This window comes from Providencia sp. 2023EL-00965 (assembly GCF_033550225.1).
GTDB lineage: Bacteria > Pseudomonadota > Gammaproteobacteria > Enterobacterales > Enterobacteriaceae > Providencia > Providencia manganoxydans.
The window spans coordinates 134,589-158,061 of record NZ_JAWUEH010000003.1 but is presented as its reverse complement, the minus strand read 5'-3'; the positions used below and the strand labels follow the sequence as shown (position 1 = coordinate 158,061).

At 43.4% G+C, this 23,473-nt stretch carries 26 protein-coding genes; 7 read left to right on the top strand and 19 right to left on the bottom strand.

The genetic code is table 11. From position 1 onward, the window contains the following. The first annotated feature begins 41 nt into the window (after positions 1 to 41). Positions 42 to 2,750, top strand: a complete 2,709-nt coding sequence (gene malT / locus SC428_RS05895) for an HTH-type transcriptional regulator MalT (RefSeq protein ID WP_094963191.1) — start codon at positions 42 to 44, stop codon at positions 2,748 to 2,750. Between the two features lie 250 nt (positions 2,751 to 3,000). On the opposite strand, the gene SC428_RS22175 is transcribed toward malT, so the two are convergent. The 4 genes from SC428_RS22175 to malK all read right to left on the bottom strand — a co-directional run bounded on the left by SC428_RS22175 (position 3,001) and on the right by malK (position 7,021). Beyond that, a complete protein-coding gene (locus SC428_RS22175; protein WP_094963192.1) occupies positions 3,001 to 3,333 on the bottom strand; it encodes a DUF2628 domain-containing protein in 333 nt (110 codons plus the stop codon). A gap of 268 nt (positions 3,334 to 3,601) precedes the next feature. Beyond that, positions 3,602 to 4,504 (bottom strand): maltose operon protein MalM, encoded by a 903-nt coding sequence (gene malM, locus SC428_RS05890; RefSeq protein ID WP_094963193.1) that lies wholly within the window; start codon positions 4,502 to 4,504, stop codon positions 3,602 to 3,604. A 64-nt stretch (positions 4,505 to 4,568) separates the two neighbouring features. Further along, a complete protein-coding gene (locus SC428_RS05885; RefSeq protein ID WP_094963194.1) occupies positions 4,569 to 5,870 on the bottom strand; it encodes a maltoporin in 1,302 nt (433 codons plus the stop codon). 41 nt (positions 5,871 to 5,911) lie between these two features. Continuing rightward, a complete protein-coding gene (malK, locus tag SC428_RS05880) occupies positions 5,912 to 7,021 on the bottom strand; it encodes a maltose/maltodextrin ABC transporter ATP-binding protein MalK (RefSeq protein WP_094963195.1) in 1,110 nt (369 codons plus the stop codon). Between the two features lie 354 nt (positions 7,022 to 7,375). Between malK and malE the strand changes: the two genes are divergently transcribed. The 3 genes from malE (at position 7,376) to malG (ending at position 11,077) form a co-directional block, all read left to right on the top strand. Next, a complete protein-coding gene (gene malE, locus SC428_RS05875; RefSeq protein ID WP_094963196.1) occupies positions 7,376 to 8,566 on the top strand; it encodes a maltose/maltodextrin ABC transporter substrate-binding protein MalE in 1,191 nt (396 codons plus the stop codon). 66 nt (positions 8,567 to 8,632) lie between these two features. Then, a complete protein-coding gene (gene malF / locus SC428_RS05870; RefSeq protein ID WP_094963197.1) occupies positions 8,633 to 10,171 on the top strand; it encodes a maltose ABC transporter permease MalF in 1,539 nt (512 codons plus the stop codon). 15 nt (positions 10,172 to 10,186) lie between these two features. Beyond that, positions 10,187 to 11,077 (top strand): maltose ABC transporter permease MalG, encoded by an 891-nt coding sequence (gene malG / locus SC428_RS05865; protein WP_094963198.1) that lies wholly within the window; start codon positions 10,187 to 10,189, stop codon positions 11,075 to 11,077. 300 nt (positions 11,078 to 11,377) lie between these two features. Here the strand turns inward: malG and arsC are convergent, their stop codons facing one another. From arsC to SC428_RS05840, 5 genes are read right to left on the bottom strand one after another with little or no spacing between them, the layout of a single operon-like run. Then, positions 11,378 to 11,794: a glutaredoxin-dependent arsenate reductase gene (gene arsC, locus SC428_RS05860; protein ID WP_094963199.1), complete on the bottom strand. Its 417-nt coding sequence runs from the start codon at positions 11,792 to 11,794 to the stop codon at positions 11,378 to 11,380. A gap of 10 nt (positions 11,795 to 11,804) precedes the next feature. Beyond that, positions 11,805 to 13,094 (bottom strand): arsenic transporter, encoded by a 1,290-nt coding sequence (locus SC428_RS05855; RefSeq protein ID WP_166267946.1) that lies wholly within the window; start codon positions 13,092 to 13,094, stop codon positions 11,805 to 11,807. A gap of 54 nt (positions 13,095 to 13,148) precedes the next feature. Next, on the bottom strand, positions 13,149 to 14,900 hold the full coding sequence (gene arsA / locus SC428_RS05850; protein WP_191901270.1) for an arsenical pump-driving ATPase: 1,752 nt from the start codon (positions 14,898 to 14,900) through the stop codon (positions 13,149 to 13,151). A 13-nt stretch (positions 14,901 to 14,913) separates the two neighbouring features. Beyond that, on the bottom strand, positions 14,914 to 15,279 hold the full coding sequence (gene arsD, locus SC428_RS05845; protein WP_042847034.1) for an arsenite efflux transporter metallochaperone ArsD: 366 nt from the start codon (positions 15,277 to 15,279) through the stop codon (positions 14,914 to 14,916). Positions 15,280 to 15,326: 47 nt separating this feature from the next. Then, on the bottom strand, positions 15,327 to 15,662 hold the full coding sequence (locus tag SC428_RS05840; protein WP_042847035.1) for a metalloregulator ArsR/SmtB family transcription factor: 336 nt from the start codon (positions 15,660 to 15,662) through the stop codon (positions 15,327 to 15,329). A gap of 243 nt (positions 15,663 to 15,905) precedes the next feature. Between SC428_RS05840 and SC428_RS05835 the strand changes: the two genes are divergently transcribed. Then, positions 15,906 to 16,484 carry a hypothetical protein gene (locus SC428_RS05835; protein ID WP_042847036.1) on the top strand — a complete coding sequence of 193 codons (579 nt, stop codon included), beginning with the start codon at positions 15,906 to 15,908 and terminating at the stop codon, positions 16,482 to 16,484. A 162-nt stretch (positions 16,485 to 16,646) separates the two neighbouring features. On the opposite strand, the gene SC428_RS05830 is transcribed toward SC428_RS05835, so the two are convergent. The 8 genes from SC428_RS05830 to SC428_RS05795 form a co-directional block, all read right to left on the bottom strand. Further along, complete coding sequence (locus SC428_RS05830) at positions 16,647 to 17,018, bottom strand: hypothetical protein (RefSeq protein WP_042847037.1); 372 nt, start codon at positions 17,016 to 17,018, stop codon at positions 16,647 to 16,649. A gap of 58 nt (positions 17,019 to 17,076) precedes the next feature. Beyond that, positions 17,077 to 17,559, bottom strand: a complete 483-nt coding sequence (locus SC428_RS05825) for a hypothetical protein (protein ID WP_042847038.1) — start codon at positions 17,557 to 17,559, stop codon at positions 17,077 to 17,079. A gap of 185 nt (positions 17,560 to 17,744) precedes the next feature. Further along, on the bottom strand, positions 17,745 to 18,176 hold the full coding sequence (locus SC428_RS05820; protein WP_144138807.1) for a hypothetical protein: 432 nt from the start codon (positions 18,174 to 18,176) through the stop codon (positions 17,745 to 17,747). Between the two features lie 62 nt (positions 18,177 to 18,238). Further along, positions 18,239 to 18,724, bottom strand: coding sequence for a hypothetical protein (locus SC428_RS05815; RefSeq protein ID WP_226617273.1), 486 nt, complete (start codon positions 18,722 to 18,724; stop codon positions 18,239 to 18,241). A 518-nt stretch (positions 18,725 to 19,242) separates the two neighbouring features. Beyond that, complete coding sequence (locus tag SC428_RS05810; RefSeq protein ID WP_052219406.1) at positions 19,243 to 20,115, bottom strand: RepB family plasmid replication initiator protein; 873 nt, start codon at positions 20,113 to 20,115, stop codon at positions 19,243 to 19,245. A gap of 303 nt (positions 20,116 to 20,418) precedes the next feature. Further along, positions 20,419 to 20,724 carry a hypothetical protein gene (locus SC428_RS05805; protein ID WP_052219360.1) on the bottom strand — a complete coding sequence of 102 codons (306 nt, stop codon included), beginning with the start codon at positions 20,722 to 20,724 and terminating at the stop codon, positions 20,419 to 20,421. Next, positions 20,721 to 21,038, bottom strand: coding sequence for a hypothetical protein (locus SC428_RS05800; RefSeq protein WP_042847040.1), 318 nt, complete (start codon positions 21,036 to 21,038; stop codon positions 20,721 to 20,723). Before SC428_RS05800 ends, SC428_RS05805 begins: the two co-directional genes overlap by 4 nt. A gap of 119 nt (positions 21,039 to 21,157) precedes the next feature. Then, complete coding sequence (locus SC428_RS05795; RefSeq protein WP_042847041.1) at positions 21,158 to 21,724, bottom strand: hypothetical protein; 567 nt, start codon at positions 21,722 to 21,724, stop codon at positions 21,158 to 21,160. A gap of 169 nt (positions 21,725 to 21,893) precedes the next feature. Between SC428_RS05795 and SC428_RS05790 the strand changes: the two genes are divergently transcribed. Both SC428_RS05790 and SC428_RS05785 read left to right on the top strand, forming a co-directional pair. Next, positions 21,894 to 22,205, top strand: a complete 312-nt coding sequence (locus SC428_RS05790) for a type II toxin-antitoxin system HigB family toxin (RefSeq protein ID WP_042847414.1) — start codon at positions 21,894 to 21,896, stop codon at positions 22,203 to 22,205. After that, complete coding sequence (locus SC428_RS05785) at positions 22,202 to 22,618, top strand: helix-turn-helix domain-containing protein (protein ID WP_042847042.1); 417 nt, start codon at positions 22,202 to 22,204, stop codon at positions 22,616 to 22,618. Before SC428_RS05790 ends, SC428_RS05785 begins: the two co-directional genes overlap by 4 nt. Positions 22,619 to 22,695: 77 nt before the next feature. Here the strand turns inward: SC428_RS05785 and SC428_RS05780 are convergent, their stop codons facing one another. Together SC428_RS05780 and SC428_RS05775 are read right to left on the bottom strand one after the other, a co-directional pair. After that, the gene (locus SC428_RS05780; RefSeq protein ID WP_166268285.1) at positions 22,696 to 23,004 is read right to left on the bottom strand and encodes a hypothetical protein; all 309 of its coding nucleotides are present in this window, start codon (positions 23,002 to 23,004) and stop codon (positions 22,696 to 22,698) included. 24 nt (positions 23,005 to 23,028) lie between these two features. Continuing rightward, on the bottom strand, positions 23,029 to 23,364 hold the full coding sequence (locus tag SC428_RS05775) for a hypothetical protein (protein ID WP_166268283.1): 336 nt from the start codon (positions 23,362 to 23,364) through the stop codon (positions 23,029 to 23,031). Between the last annotated feature and the right edge of the window lie 109 nt (positions 23,365 to 23,473).

Below are 23,473 nucleotides of genomic sequence, written 5' to 3'. Positions count from 1 at the left end.
TCACGAGCGAGTACTTCTTCCGTATGGTTACCCCACTGAGTATGTTAATTCCGTCTAAGTTAAGCCGTCCTGTCCGCCATCAAAATACGGTGGTGCGCGAGCGACTTTTAACTTTATTAGGGTCAACAACACATTACCGCCTTATTTTAGTCACTAGCCCTGCGGGGTACGGAAAAACGACGTTACTTTCCCATTGGGCAACCGAGAAACAACATATCGGTTGGTACACACTCGATGATGGAGACAACCAATCGGAACGTTTTGCCCATTATTTAATTGCGGCAATCCAACAAGCCACCCAAGGTTGTTGCCCAAATAGCGAATCAATGGCACAAAAACGCCAATACGCTAATTTAAACTCATTGTTTTCATTGCTTTTTATCGAATTAACACAATGGCAGCACCCCATTTGGCTAATCATTGATGACTATCATCTGATCAATAACCCAGCCATTCATGATGCTATGCGTTTTTTTTTGAAACACCAACCTGATAACCTGACACTTGTTATCTCCTCCCGCAATGTCCCTCAGTTAGGTGTTGCTAATTTACGAGTGCAAGAGCAGCTTCTTGAAATCGACAGTCAGCATTTAGCCTTCACCCATCCAGAAGCCAAACAATTTTTTGATAATCGCCTTGAAATCCCACTGGAAACAAGCGAATGCCAACGGTTATGTGATGATGTTGCGGGTTGGGTTACGGCATTGCAGTTAATCGCCCTATCAGCTAAGCAAGACTCCCATGCAGCAAAACACTCCGCACGTCGATTATCAGGGATTAATTCCAGTCACCTAAATGAATATTTAGTGGATGAGGTTCTCGACAATGTAAATGGGGAAATGCGCCGTTTACTTCTGACCAGTTCATTATTGCGCTCAATGAATGATGCATTAATTGCGCGTATTTCTGGTACGGAAAATGGCCAAATGCAATTGGAAGATATCGAACGCCAAGGGCTATTTTTACAACGAATGGATAGCTACGGTGATTGGTTTAATTACCATCCCTTATTTAGTAGTTTCTTGAGGCAGCGTTGCCAATGGGAACTCGCCAGCGAACTTCCTCAACTGCATCACGCTGCCGCAGAAGGCTGGATGGCACTGGGTTTCCCGAGCGAAGCTATCCACCACGCTCTCGCCGCTGAAAATCCATTAATGTTACGGGACATCCTACTACAGCATGCATGGGAGCTATTCCATCAAAGTGAATTATCATTACTCGAAAGCTCATTACAGGCTATACCGTGGGAAATGCTATTGGATAATCCTAAGCTTATTTTATTACAAGCTTGGTTAATGCAAAGCCAGCATCGCTATGGTGAAGTGAATACTTTATTGGATAGCGCCGAGCGAGAAATGACCAAAGAACTCGACCATGCGCTACGGGGTGAATTTGACGCGCTACGCGCCCAAGTTGCTATCAATAAGGGTAACCCAAATGAAGCAGAGAAACTGGCACACTCCGCGCTCAATTTGCTTCCTGAAACCAACTATTATGGGCATATCATTGCAACATCTGTACTCGGTGAAGTTCATCATTGCACGGGGAATTTACAGCGTTCCCTTAGCATGATGCAAGAAATCGAAGCCATGGCCCATCGCCATTCAACTTGGCACTATGTTCTATGGAGCATGCTGCAACAAAGTGAGATTTTATTCGCGCGTGGGTTTCTGCAATCAGCCTATGATATTCAAGAAAAAGCGTCTGAGTTAATTCATGAACAACATCTAGAACAATTGCCTATGCATGAATTTCTCTTACGTATTCGCTCACAATTAATGTGGGCTTGGGGAAGACTCGAAGAATCGGAAAGTGCAGCACGTTTAGGCATGAAAGTACTGTCAAATTACCAACCTCAACAACAGCTGCAATGTGTTGTTTTAGTTGTACTCAATGCGCTCGTTCGTGGTGATATTGATAACGCTCGCAGTCATTTGCATTTAATCGAAAATTTACTCAGCAATGGGATCTATCATGATGACTGGGTCTCAAATGCTGATGAAGCGAGAGTCATTTATTGGCAGTTAATCAATGATAAAACTGCCGCTGAAAGCTGGTTACAACAAACATTAAAACCCGCTTTGGCAAGTAATCATTTTTTACAACGTCAATGGCGTAATATTGCCCGTGCCCAAATTCTACTTGGTGAATATGACTCCGCGTTTGAAATCCTTGAAGAGTTGAATCTTAATGCGCGCAATTTGGAGCTAGTGAGTGATTTAAATCGCAATTTACTGCTGCTTAATCAACTTTATTGGCAGAAAAATGACAAAAATGCCGCCCAATCGACACTGATTGAAGCCCTTAATCTTGCGGGTCGTACTGGTTTTCTGAGCTATTTTGTCATTGAAGGTGAATCGATGGCGCAGCAATTGCGCTTGTTGCTACAGCTTAATGTCCTTTCTGAACTAGAAAGACACAGAGCACAGCATATTTTACGTGAAATCAATCAACATCATCGCCACAAGTTTGCTCACTTTGATGAAAACTTTGTAAATCGCTTATTAACCCATCCTCAAGTTCCTGAGTTAATAAGAATTAGCCCGCTAACTCAACGCGAATGGCAAGTCCTTGGGTTGATTTACTCAGGTTATAGCAATGTGCAAATAGCCAATGAATTTAACGTGGCTTCGACCACAATAAAAACACATATTCGCAATCTGTATCAAAAACTGGGCGTGCTTCATCGCCAAGAAGCAGTGGCACTCGCTCGCCAATTACTGCAAACCATGGGCTATAATGCGGTTTAAATCGAGTAGAAGACAGGAACACTCCTGTCATCCTCTCACACCACTAATAAAAGAGGCCGCACTAGGCAACCTTGAAAAAATTAGAATGAATAACTCGATAAGCACTTTAACTAAACAATTTAGCTTGCCATGTCAGCATTTTTATTGGATTTATTAAGACTGAGAGGAATGGTGTTGTGACTGATATAGTTCAGGCTAAGTACACTATCATCAGATACTCAGTTCGTGATAACCGCACATTACACCACAATCAAACGTACCCTTGCATTTTTAATCTAAACATATAGTTTTTGTTGATTGTGGCACCTTGATACACAGAATATAAAATTCTAATTAAAAAGATCACCGATGCTAGCCTAGTGTCACCAGTACTTTCTGCAATACCGTTCGCACCAAGCGACAACGTTATAAATATAAGACCAACAACTAACCACAGAGCAAAAGACCCCCACATTTTTCTATACAGATACACCCAAAAACCAAAGAAAAATGCCGTCCATGAGAATCCGTTTTTGACTATAACGGTGTTCGTACCTTTCGTAAACGTTATATATTTAAGGTTAGCATTTATTGAATTATCCATAATTCTTTCATCACATAAGTTAAATTTTACTTGCAATGTACAATAAAAAATAAGCTTATAGCGAGCTTCAGTTCGATTACAACGTATTCACTCTGATCAATCTAGAATCGAATAGGAGACTGGAACACCCCCGTACATACGAAGTTGGTTCATGTTAATGCAGGAACGGCCAGCACAGCAAACAGACAGCACCACGCTCGACGCATCATTAAAAAAGTGCGCATTACGCGCACTTAGAGGACATAGAACAACAACGAGGTATTTAAATTTATGGCTTTTTCACATTTTCAATAAATGTCTTACGTGCCGATTTGGATCCTAAACGTTCAGCTTCATCAAGCAATTTCAATGCACTATCTATATCACCGTTATCAATCGATTTTTTAATAGCCTGATTAAAGTAATCTTCTGTACCGGATAAAATTTCGGCTTGTTTTACTGGCGGAGTAGCCACTGCAACCGATGTACTTGCAGTATCCCCCACAGTGACAGGGGCAACTTTAGGTGAACCAAATAGTGCACCAATCAACACGCTTGAATTCGAATTTGAAGCGACATTTAGCTTTAACTTACCTTGAGTTACGTGCTTAGCGATGGGGTCTGGAATATCAGGCACCGCATTTCCGACACCCTTCGCGTAAGCTTTTGCTGGGTCAATTTGAGTTGTCGTGTTCTTTAAATCATCCGGTGTGGTAAACACCAGTAAATAAAGCTGTTTTTGGCCTAATGCAGGAGTCAGTTTAATTGTGCCACTCAGGCTATCACCTTCCATGACACTGGCCTCTTGATAAGTAAAATATTGGCTAGGGAAATAAGCAAAAGGCGTCATATTTTGGTCAAAAACCAACACATTAGGCGAATACACTTGATGGCGGTTTATTTCGCTATTCAAGTTTATGGTTAACTCACCCATATTGGCAGGAACACTATAAGCAGCAACAGGGCCACTAATATTGGCGAAATTAAGGGATTGCCCTTGTTGAGCTAAATCAATAATTGATTTTTCAGCTGGATTAACTGGTATCCATGATAGTTGCTGTAATGCAGTTGTCGCTATATTGGGTGCTGCTGATAAATCTTGCGGCACGATATTCACTTCTGCGAAACTGATAGCAGGTACCCCCGCCAGCAACCCCATACTTAAACACAGCGCTAAAAGTTTCTTTTTCATTATATTTTTCACCTATCATCGCATTGATAATAAATGGGAAGATATCGCTACCTTCCCTTTGTAATTACCACCAAATTTCCATTTGAGCGCCATAAGTGAATTCGTCATTATCACCACGACTATTGGTTAACGTGCCTTTACCGCTATTATCTCGGAATGCATTATTGGTAATATCGCCGCTGCTATTTTTCGCATAGCCCCAGTTTTCATCCCATTTTGCATAACTTACATAGAAACGAATGGCGGGACGAGACCAAATACTATCTCCGGCTTGCCATTGCTGGGCTAACGTCATTTTATATTGGCTATTATGTGAGCCAACCTCTTGGGATTTCACGTTATCGTACCCAACTTCAAATAATGTGCTCATTATTGGTGTCCACTTGTACATAGGTCTGACACCGACCGTCCACCAATCCGTTCCTTTGCCATTATCCAAGTCGAGTTTTTGGTACATTCCGACATACATTAAGTCCCATTTATCACCGAGGGAAATACCTCCGTGATCAATAAACCGCCATAGCTTACCGTCATTGTTAATACTTGAGCCTTGCGCCACACCTTTCCCTTGAGATGTCATCGCATCCGTTGCGTACTGAACAACAAATTTATTGAAGCCATTGAGAACACTTTGAGTGTGTTCCGCAGTGAACATCCAACCATTTTTTGAGGCATCATTTTCTAAATGGTAACCATCAGAAGGGTTTGCACGCCCATAGTCGATTCCCAGTTCTAGAACACCACCTGGGTTGACTTCAAGGTTTGATAGACGGACATCATAGGTATCATTTGCAGTACGATCTGCATACTTACGTTGCTGATTACTAATGAAGTTGTAGGAACCACCCGTTTCAGAAGCGCGAGTCGCCGCTAACGCCAGTTTTCCGAAACCTAAATCAATATTATCAATCCCTGTGCCTGGACCTGAAATATCCCAATAGTAAAAGTCAATCATATGAATATCGTGACGTTTATAGAAACGCTTACCCGCCCAAATATCAGCTTCTGGTAAACTGTCGATCAGGTTATTCCCTTGCACAAAAACCTCACGAAAAGCGGGGCTAGTGCTTTCCCAGTCATTCTGCTGCGAAACGGAATAAGCGACATTCGTATCAAAATAAAAGCTCTTATCGCCTTCTTTCCATACCTCTTGCCCTAATTTTAACTCTGCGTAAGTTTCACATTCATTACCTAAACGGTATTTACTTTGTGCACCTGTGACTTGAAAACATTTTTGCTCTCCACCGCTTCCCGTCCAACCAATACCAGAACGCGCATAACCGTGGAAATCAACTGCGAATGCCTGTAGTGGAACTGTTGCTGCAAGAATAGCCATAGTTAACGAATGCTTACGCAAAGTTATCATTTTAATACTCCTAGAGTTGCTTTTATTATGTAGGGATAGTGTTAAACGCCCTGTTCTTTATGCAACCGACGACACGCAGTACCATCCTCTCGAAATAGGTGGCAGCGTTCAGGTGGCAGACCAATGGCGAATGAGGCCCCCTCCTCAACTAACACAATATCGTTTTGCCGATATACAAGGTTTTGGGAGATAGCAGGGATCTGAATATAGATTTGTGTTTCATTACCTAACTGCTCAACAACTTGCACAGTCCCCTCTAAAACAATGCTGGCAATGTTGCTCGGTAAAAGATGTTCAGGGCGAACCCCTAAAGACATCCGGCTACCGACTTGAACATTTGAGCTATCAACAGGTAGCCAAATCTTTTGGTTATTGGGTAATTCAACTTGAACTTGTTCTACTGCGGTGGCAGTTACCTTTACAGGTAAAAAATTCATTTTTGGCGATCCAATAAACCCTGCAACAAAACGGTCAGCAGGATAATGGTAAAGCTCCAGAGGCTTACCCACTTGCGCCACTCTTCCGGCATCCAGTACCACAATTTTATTGGCAAGAGTCATCGCTTCTACTTGGTCATGAGTCACATATATCATTGTGCGTTTCAACCGTTTATGCAGCTTGGATATTTCAATACGCATTTGCACTCGCAAAGCCGCATCAAGGTTAGATAACGGTTCATCCAATAAAAATACGTTTGGCTCCGCAACCAAGGTACGCCCAATGGCGACACGCTGACGTTGCCCGCCGGATAGCGCTTTAGGCCGTCGCTCAAGTAAATGAGCCAGTTGCAAAACCTCGGCGACTTGTGTGACTCGTTGGTTTCTTATCGCTTTACTAACACCGGATAATTTCAAACCAAACGACATGTTTTCGGCAACGCTCAGGTGCGGATAGAGTGCATAAGACTGAAAAACCATTCCAACACCGCGTTCTGCAGGTGGTATTTCATTCATTTTTGTTTCGCCGATGAATAAATCACCACTAGTGATATCTTCAAGGCCTGCGATCATCCGCAATAACGTCGATTTACCGCAGCCTGATGGCCCAACAAAAACAACAAACTCACCCTCTTGGATATCGAGATTGATATTTTTCAATACCACGACATCCCCCCACGCCTTAGTCACATTCTGTAACTGCACACTCGCCATACTTCTAATCCTCATGACATCTTACTGTTTGCAAACAAGTATATTTCAATGGCAGGGACTATAACGGATTGTTGAAAATGAATAATCATCCGTCCGTACTTTTTTATGGAGGGAGGAGAAAGAAGGATAAAATTGAACCGTCATGAGAAAATTACGTAAGCTATTGATGATTTTTGGGCGCTAGGCCATGATATTCCACCTGATTGTTGTGACCTTGATTGCAGAAATAGCAATTATGTTAATTAGATCACAATGCAACAGGTGGAGGCGTAGAGTGGGGGATGATGAGAATATCGTTTTGACAACGCAAACTTAAAACAGTACTGCTCTCTATCACAACTACAGGACGGGAACATGAAAACAAAAACTAGCACTCGCCTACTCGTGCTTTCAACATTAATTACAGCAATATTCTCTACCTCTGCATTAGCAAAAATGGAAGAGGGAAAACTCGTCATCTGGATCAATGGTGACAAAGGCTATAATGGTTTAGCTGAAGTTGGTAAGCAATTTGAAGAAAGTACCGGTATTAAAGTCAGTGTCGAGCACCCTGACAAGTTAGAAGAAAAATTCCCTATGGTGGCAGCAACAGGAGATGGTCCGGATATTATCTTCTGGGCCCATGACCGATTTGGCGGTTATGCACAATCGGGTTTATTAGCTGAAATCACCCCTGACCAAACATTTAAAGACAAAGTGTTTGATTTTGCATGGGATGCAACGGTATTTGACGGAAAACTCATTGCCTATCCTATTGCCGTTGAGTCTTTATCGCTCATCTACAATAAAGACTTAGTCCCTAACCCGCCTAAAACATGGGAAGAAATCCCAGCGCTGGATAAACAACTGCGTGAACAAGGCAAAAGTGCCATCATGTTCAACTTACAAGAACCTTACTTCACATGGCCACTCATTGCCGCTGATGGCGGATACGCATTTAAGTCCGTCAATGGCAAATACGATGTTAAAGATATCGGGGTTAATAATGCAGGGTCGGTTGCAGGGCTCTCATTTATCGTTGATATGGTAAAAAATAAACATATCAGCCCAGACACTGACTACTCCATTTCAGAAGCGGCCTTCAATAAAGGCAATACCGCGATGACCATCAATGGTCCTTGGTCTTGGGGAAATATCGATAAAAGCAATATCAATTATGGCGTCGCTGTTTTACCGACCTTCCACGGACAGCCGTCAAAACCTTTCGTCGGTGTTCTCAGTGCTGGGATCAACGCAGCCAGCCCAAATAAAGAGCTCGCCAAAGAGTTCCTCGAAAATTACCTAATAACAGATGAAGGGTTAGAAAGCGTTAATAAAGATAAGCCACTCGGTGCTGTCGCCTTAAAATCTTACCAAGAGAAACTGGAACAAGACTCACGTATTGCCGCTACCATGCAAAATGCGCGCAATGGTGAAATCATGCCTAACATCCCTCAAATGTCTGCTTTTTGGTATGCCGTTCGTACTGCAACCCTGAATGCGCTTTCTGAGCGCCAAACGGTCACTGATGCATTAAATGATGCGCAAAAACGTATCGTGAAATAATTTGCCTAACGACCCCGTTAAGGTTTAGCGGGGTCATCAAGCATTCCATTGTCGAGGAACAACTTCATGGATGTCGTAAAACGACCTCATTGGTGGCAGAACCATTTGGTCAAATGGTCTCTTGTTAGCCTACTTGGCTTATTATCCTGCTACCTTGTGGTTTTAATGTATGCACAAGGGGAATACCTGTTTGCCATTTTAACCCTAACATTGTGCTCCGTGGGGTTATATATTTATGCTAATCGTAAAACCTATGCATGGCGCTATGTATACCCAGGCTTGGCTGGAATGGCCTTATTTGTGCTTTTCCCATTAGTTGCCACAATCGCCATCGCGTTTACCAACTATAGCAGCACCAACCAACTCACCTTTGAGCGAGCACAAGAAGTCCTATTAGATAGGTCATTTCAAACAGGAAAAGCATTAAATTTCAATTTATATCAACGAGATAACCAATGGCAGCTCGTGCTTAAAGATGGTGAGCAATTATTCAGCTCCGCCCCTTTTTCGTTAGATGGTAAACAACAAATTTCGCTAGAAGAAACGCCAAAAGTGCCAGAAGGTGAACGCGCAACACTGCGAACGGTCACGCAAAACAGGCAAAAACTGGCTGATATCACTGCGGTGATGCCTAATGGTGCTAAATTAGTGATTAGCTCTCTACGCCAATTTTCCAGTACAAACCCGTTATACACCTTAGCGGCAGATGGCTTGCTAACAAATAATAAAACTGGGGTTGTTTATCGACCAAATAATGAAGTTGGTTATTATGAAGCAATTAATAATTTAGGTGAATGGACAGGCGAACGCCTTACTCCTGGCTATACGGTCACCGTTAATTGGGACAACTTCGCTCGCGTATTTACGGATGAAGGTATTCAAAAACCCTTTATTGCGATTTTCCTATGGACCATTGTTTTTTCCGTACTGACCGTCGTTTTAACTGTCGCGGTTGGCATGGTGTTAGCCTGCCTAATTCAATGGGAGCAACTTAAAGGGAAAGCAATCTACAGGCTGCTACTCATTTTACCTTATGCCGTTCCTGCGTTCATTTCCATCTTGATATTCAAAGGGTTATTTAATCAAAGTTTTGGTGAAATCAACATGGTATTGAGCACCTTGTTTGGTATAAAACCAGACTGGTTTAGTGACCCAAATACTGCAAGATTAATGATTATTATCGTCAATACATGGTTGGGCTACCCTTATATGATGATTTTATGCATGGGGTTACTTAAAGCCATACCAGAGGATTTATACGAAGCATCAGCAATGGATGGTGCGGGGCCTTTGCAAAATTTCTTTTACATTACGCTGCCCTTATTACTTAAACCACTAACCCCATTAATGATTGCCAGTTTTGCCTTTAACTTTAATAACTTTGTCCTCATTCAACTACTGACGAATGGTGGTCCAGATCGCATCGGAACAACAACCCCTGCGGGTTATACAGACTTACTGGTAAGCTACACTTATCGGATTGCTTTTGAAGGCGGTGGTGGGCAAGAATTTGGTTTAGCCGCAGCTATTGCCACGTTGATATTCTTAATTGTTGGTGTCTTAGCCATTATTAACCTTAAAGCAACCCGCATGAAATTTGATTAACGGAGAAGCCAAACTATGTCGATGGTACAAGCTAAATCACAGAAATGGCGCATTGCATTTACACATTTATTTTTACTGGTTTTTATCGCTGCCATTATGTTTCCACTTCTAATGGTGGTCGCGATTTCATTACGCCCCGGCAACTTTGCAACAGGGAGTTTAATTCCTGAACATATCTCTTGGGATCACTGGCGTCTGGCTCTTGGCTTTAGCATTGAACATGCTGATGGTAGAGTCACTCCACCGCCTTTTCCCGTTTTATTATGGCTGTGGAACTCCGTAAAGGTGGCAGGTGTTACCGCGATTGGTATCGTCACCCTATCAACCACCTGCGCTTATGCTTTCGCACGCATGAAATTTAAAGGTAAGTCTACAATATTAAAGGGAATGTTAATTTTCCAAATGTTCCCTGCCGTACTCTCTCTTGTGGCTTTATATGCCCTATTTGATCGCCTAGGGCAATACATCCCCATCATTGGTTTGAATACCCACGGTGGCGTTATCTTTGCTTATTTGGGCGGTATTGCTTTACACGTTTGGACGATTAAAGGCTATTTTGAAACTATCGATGGCTCACTGGAAGAAGCCGCCGCTTTAGATGGCGCAACACCGTGGCAAGCCTTTAGATTAGTCTTGCTCCCGTTATCCGTTCCCATTTTAGCCGTCGTGTTTATTTTATCGTTTATTGCTGCGATCACAGAGGTTCCCGTTGCTTCATTATTATTGCGTGATGTTGAAAGCTATACGCTCGCTGTCGGAATGCAACAATATCTCAACCCACAGAACTACTTATGGGGCGACTTCGCGGCTGCCGCGGTACTTTCCGCCATTCCAATCACTGTCGTCTTTTTACTCGCACAACGTTGGCTAGTTAATGGCTTAACCGCAGGTGGGGTTAAAGGATAACAGCACAAAAGCGTTGAAGGCATACAGCTTAAGTGGCCTTCAACATGATAAAAACTGCGATTTTGTTACGATAAGCAAACCGGAGATAGCTATTTTAATAGTGACTCTCCGGTCAATATTTGGCGCTCAGTGATAGCTAATCATTCAACTTAATATCGATGCAATCGCCACTCTTGGCGGAATTTCATCAATGACTCAGAATCACATTTATATAAATGTGATTAACTCAGCTCAGCTTAATTTTTCCGTATAGAAACAAGCATTCAATATAAATCGATTAGCCTATAAACAGTTCCCCGCTTATTTACCTTGCTTATCAATCACAACCTCACCATCTTCTTTGATAAAATCACTTTGTTGCCTATTTGGTAAAATATCTAATACCACTTCAGAAGGCCGGCACAACTTTACGCCTAGTGGAGTGACGACAATCGGCCGATTAATCAGAATCGGGTACTGCAACATAAAATCAATGAGTTGGTCATTTGTATAGTTATCTTGTTCTAAATTTAATTGCTCATATGGTTCAACATTTTTTCGCAGTAATGCCCTTACCGTGATTTTCATATCGGCAATAAGTTTTACTAACACATCCTTAGTCGGCGGCGTGTCAAGATAGTAAATAATCGTTGGCTCAACACCACTATTGCGGATCATTGCAAGGGTATTGCGCGAAGTACCGCAATTGGGGTTATGGTAGATGGTGATATCATTCATTGGGTTACCTTTAATTTAATAGTGAAAGTCGGAGCACTAGCGCAACAAGTGTGACTATGAGCACCGGGATCGTCATGATAATCCCTGTTTTGAAATAATATCCCCATGTAATGGTCATGTTCTTTTGTGATAAAACATGAAGCCACAACAATGTCGCCAAACTCCCTATTGGTGTGATTTTAGGCCCCAAATCGGCACCAATCACATTGGCATAAACCATTGCTTGTTGGATTAACCCCGTCGCGTCACTCCCTTCAATAGATAGCGCACCAATTAATACCGTTGGCATGTTATTCATTATTGAGGATAAAAATGCAGTGATAAATCCCGTACCAATTGTTGCTACCCATAACCCTTTATCCGCAAGGTAATTGAGCGTTTCAGAAAGATAATCGGTTAACCCTGCATTTCTTAAACCATAAACAACCAAATACATACCTAAAGAGAAAATGACGATTTGCCACGGTGCACCACGTAAGACTTTTTTGGTATTAATCGTTTGGCCTCTGGCTGCAATCACCCAAAGAATTAAGGCGCCAATAGCGGCAATCGCACTAACCGGAATCCCCAAAGGCTCTAAAACAAAAAAACCAACCAGTAATAACACCAGTACTAACCAACCCGCTTTAAAGGTAGTCATATCCTTAATGGCTAAAGTCGGTTCACTCAGTTTGGTTACATCATATTGTTTAGGAATATCTTTACGGAAAAACCAATGCAACATCACGAGTGTTGCAACAATTGCTGCAATATCTACTGGCACCATAATCGATGCATATTCAGTAAATCCAATATTAAAGAAATCCGCAGAAACAATATTAACGAGGTTCGAGACAATCAGCGGCAAGCTTGCTGTATCTGCGATAAACCCTGCCGCCATGACAAAGGCTAACGTCGTGCCTTTATTGAAACCAAGCGCAAGTAACATTGCAATCACAATGGGCGTTAATATCAATGCCGCACCATCGTTGGCAAATAAAGCAGCCACCGTTGCACCAAGTAACACAATATAGCTGAATAACAGTCTTCCTTTACCCCCGCCCCACTTGGCAACATGTAATGCCGCCCATTCAAAGAAACCACTTTCATCTAAAAGTAGGCTGATAATAATGACTGCAACAAATGTCGCTGTGGCATTCCACACAATATTCCAAACTATCGGAATATCTTGAAAGCTAATGACGCCAAAAATAAGGGCTAAAACGGCCCCTGCCGTAGCACTCCAGCCAATACCCAGTCCTTTGGGCTGCCAAATAACAAAGGTGATCGTTAAAATAAAAATGAATGCGGCAATAAACATAAAAACCTCATGAAAAGGTGCTTTTCCGCACCTTTTATTTTTAGAAAATAAAACTTATTCTGCGAGCTGACTTAATGCAGATATCCCCACAGGCTCTGTTTCAAGCAAAGGAACAATAGCAACACGTTTTGCCAATGTTGATGTCACCTTTTCAATCTGAGCGACTTCCTGTTCTGCTCTTGAAAGTAACAATGGTGATGTTGTTTCCGTGATAGATAGACTGTTATTGATCACCCACGCCCACGGATGTATATCTGCCCGTATTAAATCATTTTGTAAGTTCTCCGCCTCAAGCACAGGCGTAGTTTCAGCGAGTGTCGTAATAATAACTTTGGTGCGTTCAGGATCTTGTAATTGCATCATCGGTGTTAAATAGTGGCCTTTTTCGCCCATTTTTTTAGCAATTTCTTTATGGTATGCCCCTGTTGCATCTAGAAGTAATAATGTATGTCCAGTCGGCGCAGTATCCATGACGACAAAACGTTTACCCGCGTCTCTAATGATGCGAGAAAATGCCTGAAATACCGCTATTTCTTCTGTGCATGGAGAGCGTAAATCTTCCTCTAGTAATGCACGCCCCTCTTCATCTAAATCTTTCCCTTTGGTTTCTAAGACATAATTACGATAACGCTCAGTTTCAGCGATAGGGTCAATTCGGCTAACTTGAAGATTGGGTAAAACACCATTGAGGGTTGATTCAATATGCGCAGCTGGATCAGATGTGGTCAGATGTACATCAAGCCCTTTTTCTGCCAATTTAACTGCAATTGATGCCGCAATCGTTGTTTTCCCTACACCACCTTTGCCCATTAACATAATCAGCCCATGCTGTTGCTGAGATATTTCGCCAACCAGTTCTGACAAGGTAGGTAAAGAAATAGGTTGTTTTGTCGGAGTAATAGTTGGAATTTGTGGCATCTCATTAGATAACAACTGCTTCAGTGCATCGACACCCACCATATTGATATTTTGTAAATAAAGAATATCGACAGGTAACGAGCGTAGTGCTTCAGGCATAGACTCTAATGCCGCTTGTTCACGAGAGTAGAGCGCATGGGATAACTTATCATTTTCAGTCACCGCCGTTTCAGGGAAAACACCATTGACAATTAATTGCTGATTTCTGATACCCAGAGATGACAACTCGCTATAGGTTCTCGCAACCTCTCTCAATGCCGCTGATTGAGGTCGTGCAACTAATACTAACCTTGTTAGTGATTTATCACTCAACGCTTCCACCGCCATGCTGTACTGTTCACGTTGTTTATCAAGACCAGACATTGGCCCTAAACATGACGCACCATCAGGATTATCAGTAATAAAATCACTCCATGCACTCGGGAGTTGTAATAAACGGATGGTATGCCCCGTTGGTGCGGTATCAAAAATGATATAGTCAAATTGCTTTGTAATTTCGGTATTGGTTAACAACCCAGTAAATTCATCGAAAGCTGCAATCTCTGTGGTACAGGCACCTGATAGCTGTTCCGTAATACTTTGAATTACCGCTTCAGGTAAACTTTCTTTGATTGGATTAATAATTTTGTTTCGATATTCTTCAGCGGCAGCTTGAGGGTCTATTTCAATAGCAAATAAATTTGGAACCCATGTTATTGGCTTAATATTGTTGCCTATCGATTGAGAGAATACTTGCCCAACGTTAGAAGCTGGATCAGTGCTCACCAGTAAGACTTTTTTCCCTTTTTCAGCCAACTTAATTGCGGTCGCACAAGAAATAGAAGTTTTACCCACACCACCTTTTCCAGTAAAAAATAAATAATTAGGTGTGTTATCTAAAAATTTCATTTTATTGCTCCTGTTAACAACACGTTTTACCATTACCACAACACGATTTAACAATTTCGGCTTTTTCAATATTCGGCCGAATACCAAACCATCTTGCTAGCTCATGTCGTTTTGGGTATCGACCAGTCAGCACAATCTCACCATCAAGAATCAATAGTGGAAGTGACTCGGCGCCTGCGGTTTCCAAAAATGTTTTTGCTTTTGTGTTGTTAACGAACTCCATAGGCTCTTGCGCTAAATTAAAACGCCTTATACTTGCCCCTTGTTTTTTTAACCAATCCACATCTGTTGCGAAGTCTACCAATGCTTGATCGACTTCGGTTCCGCAAACACCAGTGCTACAGCATAATGCGGGATCAAATACTTCTAATTTTTTCATATCTCAACCTTATATATGTTTTTTCGAATATGTTAACTTAAAAATTTTTATATAGAACAGCTACTCGCAGGTTCTTTTGTCTCTAAGCTTTTGAGTAAATCTGCAACTCTATTTTTCTCTGTGGCATAGGTGACATCAATGATACTTTTCACCCACGGTAGTAATGCTGGAGATAATCGATAATGAACCCATTTACCATGTTTTGAATCGAGCAAAAGACCCGACTCTCTAAGCATTGCTAGATGTCGAGAAGTCTTTGGTTGCGATAAATTCAAGGCCGTATAGATGTCGCAAACACACAGTTCACCAGATGCTTTTAGCAGTAGCACGATATCCAGTCTGGTTTGGTCGGCTAAAATTTTAAACAGCAGTAGTGGTTCCATACTTTCTCCTATATTTAATGTGTGTAAGATATACCAAGGAAATACATTCGTCAAAACATATATATTGGCCTATGAATTATCTAAACGAACGCTATCTTTATTTATTGATAATTCCTTACTGAGGAAATTAGAACCTTTAATTTTTCAATGTAATAGTATCAAGTGTTAATACTGTCGTATAACACACTATCTGTAGCCCTTGATATTACAGGGCTAGGAGCAAACTTTGGACTTTTCGATGAAATGGGCACACAACCCCTGCTTGCCGTTAATTTGTTTAAGCAATCACAGCATTTTCGCGAAAAACAAAAGATCGAGGATGCAATTCATTACGGCCTAATGGCCTGTAATTCATTCACAGAATCCAGCGAATACTGGCTCGCTTTAGCCGGTTTATATCAACAATCGAAAAATAGACTTCTGAGTATCAAAGCCGCCTTAAATTCTTATGTGTCGAACTGGGGATTCGGAGTACCGCATGACAAAGTGCTTTATTTTTTGAAGCAAGGCATGGATTTTTCAGAGCTCAGCTCAGATCCTGTTATTCAAAAAGTCACTAGTGGTGGGCTTGACTTAAATTTCGGCGGCACAAAAACCAATCATAACTACCCGATGATGAAAGAATGCATCGACGCATATTTCTCTCTTAACCAGCCAGTCACTGCCCTAAAGTTATATCAGAATTATGCGTTCTCCATGTACACAGAGACAAGTGCATTTCAAGAACGCTATGATTTTCGAATTGAGGAATGGAAGTCTGACTTTAAAGCTTTATGCCTGAAATATCTGAATGACTCCAGATCTGAAGTTACATTAAAGTGATGTATGGCTAGAAACAAAAATGCCGCATGATTAGTGCGGCATTTTGCTGGTGGCTTAATCTACCCCGCTCTGGGGGAACCCCTCGCGCGGCGCGTCCCCTCAGACACGCTCGCTACTTCAGTTGCCATCAGCATATCACACCGATCGCCGATCGCAGATTTTTTATACCTTTTCTTTCTGCTTCAGCTTTTCGTACAGAGCCATATGCCACTGGTAAGAGTCCGTTCCAACATGCTCGATGATCTCGTGGCATTTCAGTTTATTCATTCTGCCGAACTGGGTCGGTATGCCCATTTCTAACAACACGCATTCTGTCGCATAATGCTTAGCTTGCTTCGTGTCTTCAGTGTTGACAGTTGGCAGCATACAGCAAGTCAAAAAGACCGACAAAGCCAAAAGAAAAACAAAAAACGTCGGGACCAACAAAAAACCCAGCCTATCCCTATTCCAGAAGTAAACAAAAAACACAGCACTGGCAACTGTAATACCCAACGAAATCAAGCTCGGTAATTCTACCGATTCAGCCATAATCATCCGCAAACTCCTTCGGATTTCACGTAGCGCGATCGAAAGTGACCACTTTACGATGCATTCACTCGGTTTCTTCTGGGATCACTGCGAGCGGCAGATCACTGTGAACAACCTGCCAGCATTTAGCGAACTTCAACCGCAGCACTCTCTCTTGACAAACCAAGACGGTGTCTTCGCTGTCACGTAACGCCACCAGTTTTTTACCCGCCTGCATAGGCGTAAACCTGCCCGACACACCCGATAAAACATGTTTACTGCCTGCCAGATGAATAACGGTGTTATTGCCATCAAAGGCACGGATCAGTGAATAGCGATATGGCCCTTCAAAATAAACCGGCTGTACCAGTTGCTGCTGCTCCCCTTCGACCAGAGAATTAACAAAAAACCGGTCCAAATTCATGCGTAATTTTTTTACGCCGGTCGGATCCTGATTTGCCACTGAAGATGGCACCACAAAATTCACCGATTGCATTTCTGCCGAAACAACCTGAGCGGAAACGGCCATTGCCACTACAGATACGATTACCCTGATCATGATTTTCATATGCTCAACTCGTTTGTAAAACCCTTACGGGTGGCGGTCGCCGTGCCGGTTACCCCAACAATGGATAATTATCCTGGTATACCGACTACCTTCAATTTATGGGCTTTTAGGTTTCCTCCCTGTCAGCCCGTGGAAACGTCATCCTGATTATCGTCTGTAAATTTGTGATAATCAGGGCTGTGACTTTACAGCGGTGTTTCTTCATTTTTCGGCACAAACAGCACACATGAACCGTTGCCTGATTGCACCACCTCCGGCGAGCAAGCGTATGTTTCCTTTGTAGAGGCGAAGACAGTGAATGCCCAGCCACCAGGAGGCATGTTGCCTTTTCCAGGACTGAGCCAATCCACCTGCCCTTTCAGTTCGTATCGGCTTCCGTCGTAAATAACGACGGTGTGCAGCGACTGGTCAACGGAAGTCACTTCCTCAACCAGGAATAATTCGACCGGGCCATCATGGACGTGATGTTTGATTTCAGAATACGGCCGAGTTTCCACAGGGCTTGCACCGATCTGATTAATGCGAGAGTCCTGTTGCTGATCGGATGTATCGACTGAGGCATGGAGCTCTGCTGTCAACATGAGCATACCAGCCAGAAGCAGGAATGGCTTTTTCAACACTTACCCCCTTTTATCGCTCCCCCACGGAGCACAAACAGAAAGTTTGCCCCTCAGCAAACTCACTGTTTTTTGATACTGACCGACTGACGCATGATTGCCAACACATCACTGGCTGACATTTTCCAAGCTTCAGCTTGACGTCGCAGTACAAAAGCGCCCAACTCTATTCGCCGAGCATGATCTAACATGAATGTCATTGTATTCCCGGCTTCAGAGATCGTCATGCCGCAACCCACTGACCCATTGTTATTTACCACAAAGCCTTTGTTTTTGTTCGCGCCGTGGAACTTAGCACGCATTTCTTTTTCAAGCCCGAATAAAGCGCCGCAAAATGCGGTCAATTCATACCGGGACAGTTGTATCGTGATTTTCTGATCCCAGAGCACATCGCGCCCTTCCAATGTCATGGGTGCCATCGAGATATTCAGCGTCAGAAAACCTTCTTTTCCTTCGGACTGCACGTATTGAACATCCAATGCCGTCCGCTTTTTTTCATCGCGCTGGCGATCAGAGTACAGCTTCAGCTGTTCACCAAATTGATTCATAATTCCTCCTGATACCATAGTATCCCCAGCCAAGCCCGTGACGAAATTTTCGCCACCAGGTCAAAAGGTGAGATTGAACGGGTAGTTTTATTGTTTTATTGCATTCAGACCATGCCCCGAATCTCACCAAAGTGAGTTTGAGCGGGAAATATATACTTAGTTTCGGTGAGTTTGAACGGGAAATATAGTCTTGTTGATCAAGGCCTGACGAAAAAGGTGTGATTGGATGGGATGGCAAGGGAATAATGTTGATTTTTTACCCTGTTTTATGTCCCTACAGCCCGCTTCTTGTCTAAAACTCCTGAGTTTGTTCTCTTTTTAACCGATCAGTTCCCGCTATAACACACTTTATCGCTAGGTTACCCGCTACGACTCACTTTGGACAGGACGCATACCCACCACAACTCACCTTTCTCAAGCTTACTCCTATCAGAATTACCCGTTCAAACTCACTCTTTCATTCGTTTTGTTTACCAAATAAAAAACCCGCCTTTCGACGGGTTTCCGATATGACTCGCTTAATCCAACGTCGGGTTTCGGTTGTGAACATGCACGACCGAGTCCCGTCCAGCCTTGATGACCTCGTATTGCAAATAGCCAATACTATTCAGTTCGTTGAGAGCGTCGGTGATTTTACGGTTTTGGTCTGCGACCCTACCATTCATCATCAAGCGTTCACGAAGCCTCGACATTTGGATTGGCGCAGGCTGTCGTGGCAACGCTTCGAAATAAGTATACAGCGCCTGGGCTGTCTCATTTCTCGGCAGTGCCATTAGCGGCTTGCGTCGTAACAAACTTAAGTGGTCATTGCTGTAGAGCTCCCAAAGGCGCTCATCTGCTTCCAGTACAACCAGATCATCGACAACATCAAATTCTGCCTTCAACAGCAAGCCTGTTACCAAAAACTTCTTGGTACCTGGCGTTGTGAATGTGATGGTCTTTGCCCTGATTCGAGTTAACGAGTCGGCTATCTCCTTACGCAATTTCGAATCTAGCCGCTTCGATGGATACCCGCAGAACTGCGAGAACTCGCTGAATTTAACCTTGATCTTATTTCCATGCAGAGCATCAGGACATGCGCTAAACGCATGGATAATCCCCAACCAGCAACGAAAATCAATGAAATAGTTAAGCTGTGGACCGGTGATCACCACGTTGGTGTAGCCTTCACTACGGGCATACTCCAGGTAGCTGAGCGATTCGCTCGCGTCCAACGGCTTACCAACCTTTCCTTTCGATCGGATATTCGGTGTAAACACGCCAAGCCGCAATAACGAGACGGGTTGAACACTCGAACTGTTTGTTATTGTGAGTTTCCTGTGTGACGAATTTTCGTCAGCAGGTATCGCATCCTTGAATAACAGGATGTTATTACTACAATTTTGTTGCATCAAACCATAACCCCTCATGGTTGTGAATAAAAACTCGGCTTTCCCCTTTCAGACTCACCGAGTTTCCCACTGTACCACACCCAAATCCCATCCAAACTCACTTTCTTCCCTTTCAAACTCACTTTCCTCCCTTTCAAACTCACCTCAATCCTCTGTAGGCCACGCCACCAGCGGCCTGCGAGCGACAGGGATCTTTTAGGATCTGTTAGGAACTAATTAGGTTAATTATTAGGATCTAGCTTGTTGAAAAGTTGATAAGTGAAAACCAGCGCCCAACACAGGTACTGGTTTTTGTTTGGGTGGCTATTCTGCCCAATGGGCTTTGAGTTGTCTGTTAGCTTCATCTAACGCAGCTGAAGCTGAGGGCATGATGCGGTTATCGAAAACCCAGGGCGCATCTTTCCAGTTGCCTTGCTGCCGAATATAGCCCAGTCTTATCGCTTGCATGAATGTCATCGGCTTTGGGCTAATAGGATTCACCACCAGCCCCTTGGCGCGATTGACACGCACTTTCAGGTAAGCCAGCACACGCTCAGCCTGCGCTTCTTTTTGCCCTGACAAGTCCCAGATACTGCGTCTCAAATGCTTAATGGCTTCTTCACTGGTCACGCGTAATCCCTCGTAGAGTTCAGTACACTGATGCTTGGCAAATCGCACTGAAATTCAGTGTCATCGGCACGGTCTATCCAAGTTATACACGCTCCAGATCGCCATACCGCCAGAACGGGGTCGCTCATGCAGTTTTCAACACTCTCATCCGAGTCATCAAAGTCGTCGAACGTCGCTTCGCTATAGATGACAACATGGAGGAATTGCGGGTTTCTTTCCAATACAGCAAAAGCGTCGATCAGCGCGGATTTGTCAAATTTCAGCGTTACGTTCAAACAGCGAATATTATCTTGGAGTTTAAGTTCAGTCAGCATTGGTTACCCTTTCATGCCCTGAGGCTCTCTCATGGCGATCCTCAGCAGTTTTACGATGTTTTGTGCGAAATGATGCGATGAGTACCACATCGCATCGTAGAAAGCGTTACAGCGCTATTTCATTGCAGGCTCTTTTCGACCCAACGATATTCTTTGGATTGGAAATTATCCTGCAAGCAGATCGTGCATTTTCCGTTGCGGCACTCTGCGTAAACACTCCAGTGGAATGCGGGTGTATCACAGCTGCCGGAAACTGATTTAACAAAGCCACCGAGCTCATGCTTTTTTGCAATGGTAAGTTTGGACGTGGCGATAGCTGAGCGGAGCTCAAACGCATCAAACTCCACGGTAATTGACCCAGCTGGGAGCGTCACTTCGTTACAGACGGAGTACAGTTCGCGAGGTACGGTAAAGCAGGTATTAGCCAGCGCATATTGCTCAGCTGTTAGGTTTCGTGGCGACTCCACTGCACAGAGCAGCGTATCCCATGTAATGCCGATGTTTGCATCATGAGTTCGATCCACCAGCTGAAGCGCCTTGTGTGCCTCATATTCAGAAATGGGTTCCATCTCATTGTCAGACAAAACTTGGTGGATGTCTTCAGTATCCCACAGCTTGGAAAGCACAACATCGTATTGATTTTTTGTGGACAGGTGCGCGATTAACTCTTTGACTGTGCAGTACATAAGAAACCTCTTTTATTGATATTGTTTGTTTTGTTTACCTCTTTATTGAAGCATGACCTCAACCGCTGACGAAGAATAGATAGCAGAATAATTAATTTATTAGTTGCCATATTGGCAACCAATAGTTTAGATGCTACAATGTTGACAAATAGGAAACATGAGAGATGCAATGCACGTAATATCAAGAGAACCTTTTGACCAGGCATCCAAGCGATTTCCAAACAGTGCTCAGGCGCTATCTGACATATATCGAACACTCAAGCGCGACAGTTATCAAACGCCTGATGAGCTTAAAAAGGTTTTCCCCAGCCTTGATCGGATGAAGTATAGAGAGAAATGGTGGGTCATCGACATCAGTGGCAATTCATTAAGAATGATGTTTTTTGCCGACTTTGACCGGGGGAAAATATTCGTGAAACATATAACAACCCACGCTGAATACGATAGGTTGACTGATCACTACCGGAGAACAAAAGCATGATGTTTCAAGATGCAGTAAACGCAGCACAAAACCTGATAAGCATTGTGCCGTTATTGGGAAACAGCCATTCTCGCGAAGACTATGAAAAAGCCGTTCAACTGGTTGAGCACCTTGTCGAAAATGACCCAGACAACCCGCTTATCGACTTGATTTGCGCGAAGATTGATGCGTATGAAAAAACAGCGCCCGAATTTGCTGAATTTAACGAGCGCTTAGCAAAAAGCAATGGCGGTGTAGCAGCATTGAGAACGCTGATGGATCAATACCACCTTAATACGACAGACTTTCAAGATGAGCTCGGTTCGCGCTCATACGTTAGCCGCATCCTCAACGGTGAACGAGGATTAACACTGGAGCACATTAAAAAACTGTCTGCGCGTTTTAATATCCCTGCCTCCATTTTCATAGACTAAACGGTTACAATCGAGTTCCTACACTAACAAAAAACCCGCTTTTTATGCGGGTTTCTTTTTTGATTCAGTGGACAATCTTACCGAATTAGCTGCCGGTTGTGCAGAACAGTACAGGTCGCACCAAGACCCGCATGCAGCACGAAAGCTATCAACACAAATCCCCCTGAAGCTGGGATATGAAACGAGTCTAGGAAAGCCGTTGTCACCGTCAACATCAAACCAAAAAGGCCTATGTATTTAACCGCCAACGAGAGACACACAACCACTGGACTTCGCAGCCCTGGCAATTTGTGTGTTTCGTGATACTGGTACTTTGCATACAATCCACACAGCACCAGCAAGGACAATGTCATCAACGTTAAAGTGCCGATCAGTAGTGCCAGCATGACAACCCCCTTAACCCCAACTTGTCAGCCAATATGGCAAACGCTTTTCCACAGCTTTCGCGCTTCACCACTCACGTCGAATGAGTAGCTCTCACCCAACTCGTTATCATCGAACTTGCACACCAGGCCATACGGCGTAATGAGCATGTGCGCACCCGATACGCTGATCCCAAACAACCGGATGCTGATATGTACGGGAACAGACATCACCCCTTTACCCCTCTGGCGATATCGCTCTAACGCCGAACTGAACATGCCGCGATTAATCAGCACCTCCAGCAAGTGTTCGTTAACCCAACTACCCTGGCCGCCAAAGACGGTTGAATTCGGATTTACGCTGATAATGTTTCGTGGCTTCATCTATCCCCCCAGCGCTCTTTTCAGCGCCTCACTTTGGATGGCGTTCCCCCCCGGTATCGGGAAGTTCCAGTATCACTCAGCAGATATCGCTGACGAAAAAACCGCCCGA

What these genes read in the sequence shown, in the direction of transcription:
- malT (WP_094963191.1), top strand. Translation starts at nt 42, where the DNA reads ATGTTAATTCCGTCTAAGTTAAGCCGTCCTGTCCGCCATCAAAATACG.
- SC428_RS22175 (WP_094963192.1), bottom strand. Translation starts at nt 3,333, where the DNA reads ATGGATAATTCAATAAATGCTAACCTTAAATATATAACGTTTACGAAA.
- malM (WP_094963193.1), bottom strand. Translation starts at nt 4,504, where the DNA reads ATGAAAAAGAAACTTTTAGCGCTGTGTTTAAGTATGGGGTTGCTGGCG.
- SC428_RS05885 (WP_094963194.1), bottom strand. Translation starts at nt 5,870, where the DNA reads ATGATAACTTTGCGTAAGCATTCGTTAACTATGGCTATTCTTGCAGCA.
- malK (WP_094963195.1), bottom strand. Translation starts at nt 7,021, where the DNA reads ATGGCGAGTGTGCAGTTACAGAATGTGACTAAGGCGTGGGGGGATGTC.
- malE (WP_094963196.1), top strand. Translation starts at nt 7,376, where the DNA reads ATGAAAACAAAAACTAGCACTCGCCTACTCGTGCTTTCAACATTAATT.
- malF (WP_094963197.1), top strand. Translation starts at nt 8,633, where the DNA reads ATGGATGTCGTAAAACGACCTCATTGGTGGCAGAACCATTTGGTCAAA.
- malG (WP_094963198.1), top strand. Translation starts at nt 10,187, where the DNA reads ATGTCGATGGTACAAGCTAAATCACAGAAATGGCGCATTGCATTTACA.
- arsC (WP_094963199.1), bottom strand. Translation starts at nt 11,794, where the DNA reads ATGAATGATATCACCATCTACCATAACCCCAATTGCGGTACTTCGCGC.
- SC428_RS05855 (WP_166267946.1), bottom strand. Translation starts at nt 13,094, where the DNA reads ATGTTTATTGCCGCATTCATTTTTATTTTAACGATCACCTTTGTTATT.
- arsA (WP_191901270.1), bottom strand. Translation starts at nt 14,900, where the DNA reads ATGAAATTTTTAGATAACACACCTAATTATTTATTTTTTACTGGAAAA.
- arsD (WP_042847034.1), bottom strand. Translation starts at nt 15,279, where the DNA reads ATGAAAAAATTAGAAGTATTTGATCCCGCATTATGCTGTAGCACTGGT.
- SC428_RS05840 (WP_042847035.1), bottom strand. Translation starts at nt 15,662, where the DNA reads ATGGAACCACTACTGCTGTTTAAAATTTTAGCCGACCAAACCAGACTG.
- SC428_RS05835 (WP_042847036.1), top strand. Translation starts at nt 15,906, where the DNA reads ATGGGCACACAACCCCTGCTTGCCGTTAATTTGTTTAAGCAATCACAG.
- SC428_RS05830 (WP_042847037.1), bottom strand. Translation starts at nt 17,018, where the DNA reads ATGATTATGGCTGAATCGGTAGAATTACCGAGCTTGATTTCGTTGGGT.
- SC428_RS05825 (WP_042847038.1), bottom strand. Translation starts at nt 17,559, where the DNA reads ATGAAAATCATGATCAGGGTAATCGTATCTGTAGTGGCAATGGCCGTT.
- SC428_RS05815 (WP_226617273.1), bottom strand. Translation starts at nt 18,724, where the DNA reads ATGAATCAATTTGGTGAACAGCTGAAGCTGTACTCTGATCGCCAGCGC.
- SC428_RS05810 (WP_052219406.1), bottom strand. Translation starts at nt 20,115, where the DNA reads ATGCAACAAAATTGTAGTAATAACATCCTGTTATTCAAGGATGCGATA.
- SC428_RS05800 (WP_042847040.1), bottom strand. Translation starts at nt 21,038, where the DNA reads ATGCTGACTGAACTTAAACTCCAAGATAATATTCGCTGTTTGAACGTA.
- SC428_RS05795 (WP_042847041.1), bottom strand. Translation starts at nt 21,724, where the DNA reads ATGTACTGCACAGTCAAAGAGTTAATCGCGCACCTGTCCACAAAAAAT.
- SC428_RS05790 (WP_042847414.1), top strand. Translation starts at nt 21,894, where the DNA reads ATGCACGTAATATCAAGAGAACCTTTTGACCAGGCATCCAAGCGATTT.
- SC428_RS05785 (WP_042847042.1), top strand. Translation starts at nt 22,202, where the DNA reads ATGATGTTTCAAGATGCAGTAAACGCAGCACAAAACCTGATAAGCATT.
- SC428_RS05780 (WP_166268285.1), bottom strand. Translation starts at nt 23,004, where the DNA reads ATGCTGGCACTACTGATCGGCACTTTAACGTTGATGACATTGTCCTTG.
- SC428_RS05775 (WP_166268283.1), bottom strand. Translation starts at nt 23,364, where the DNA reads ATGAAGCCACGAAACATTATCAGCGTAAATCCGAATTCAACCGTCTTT.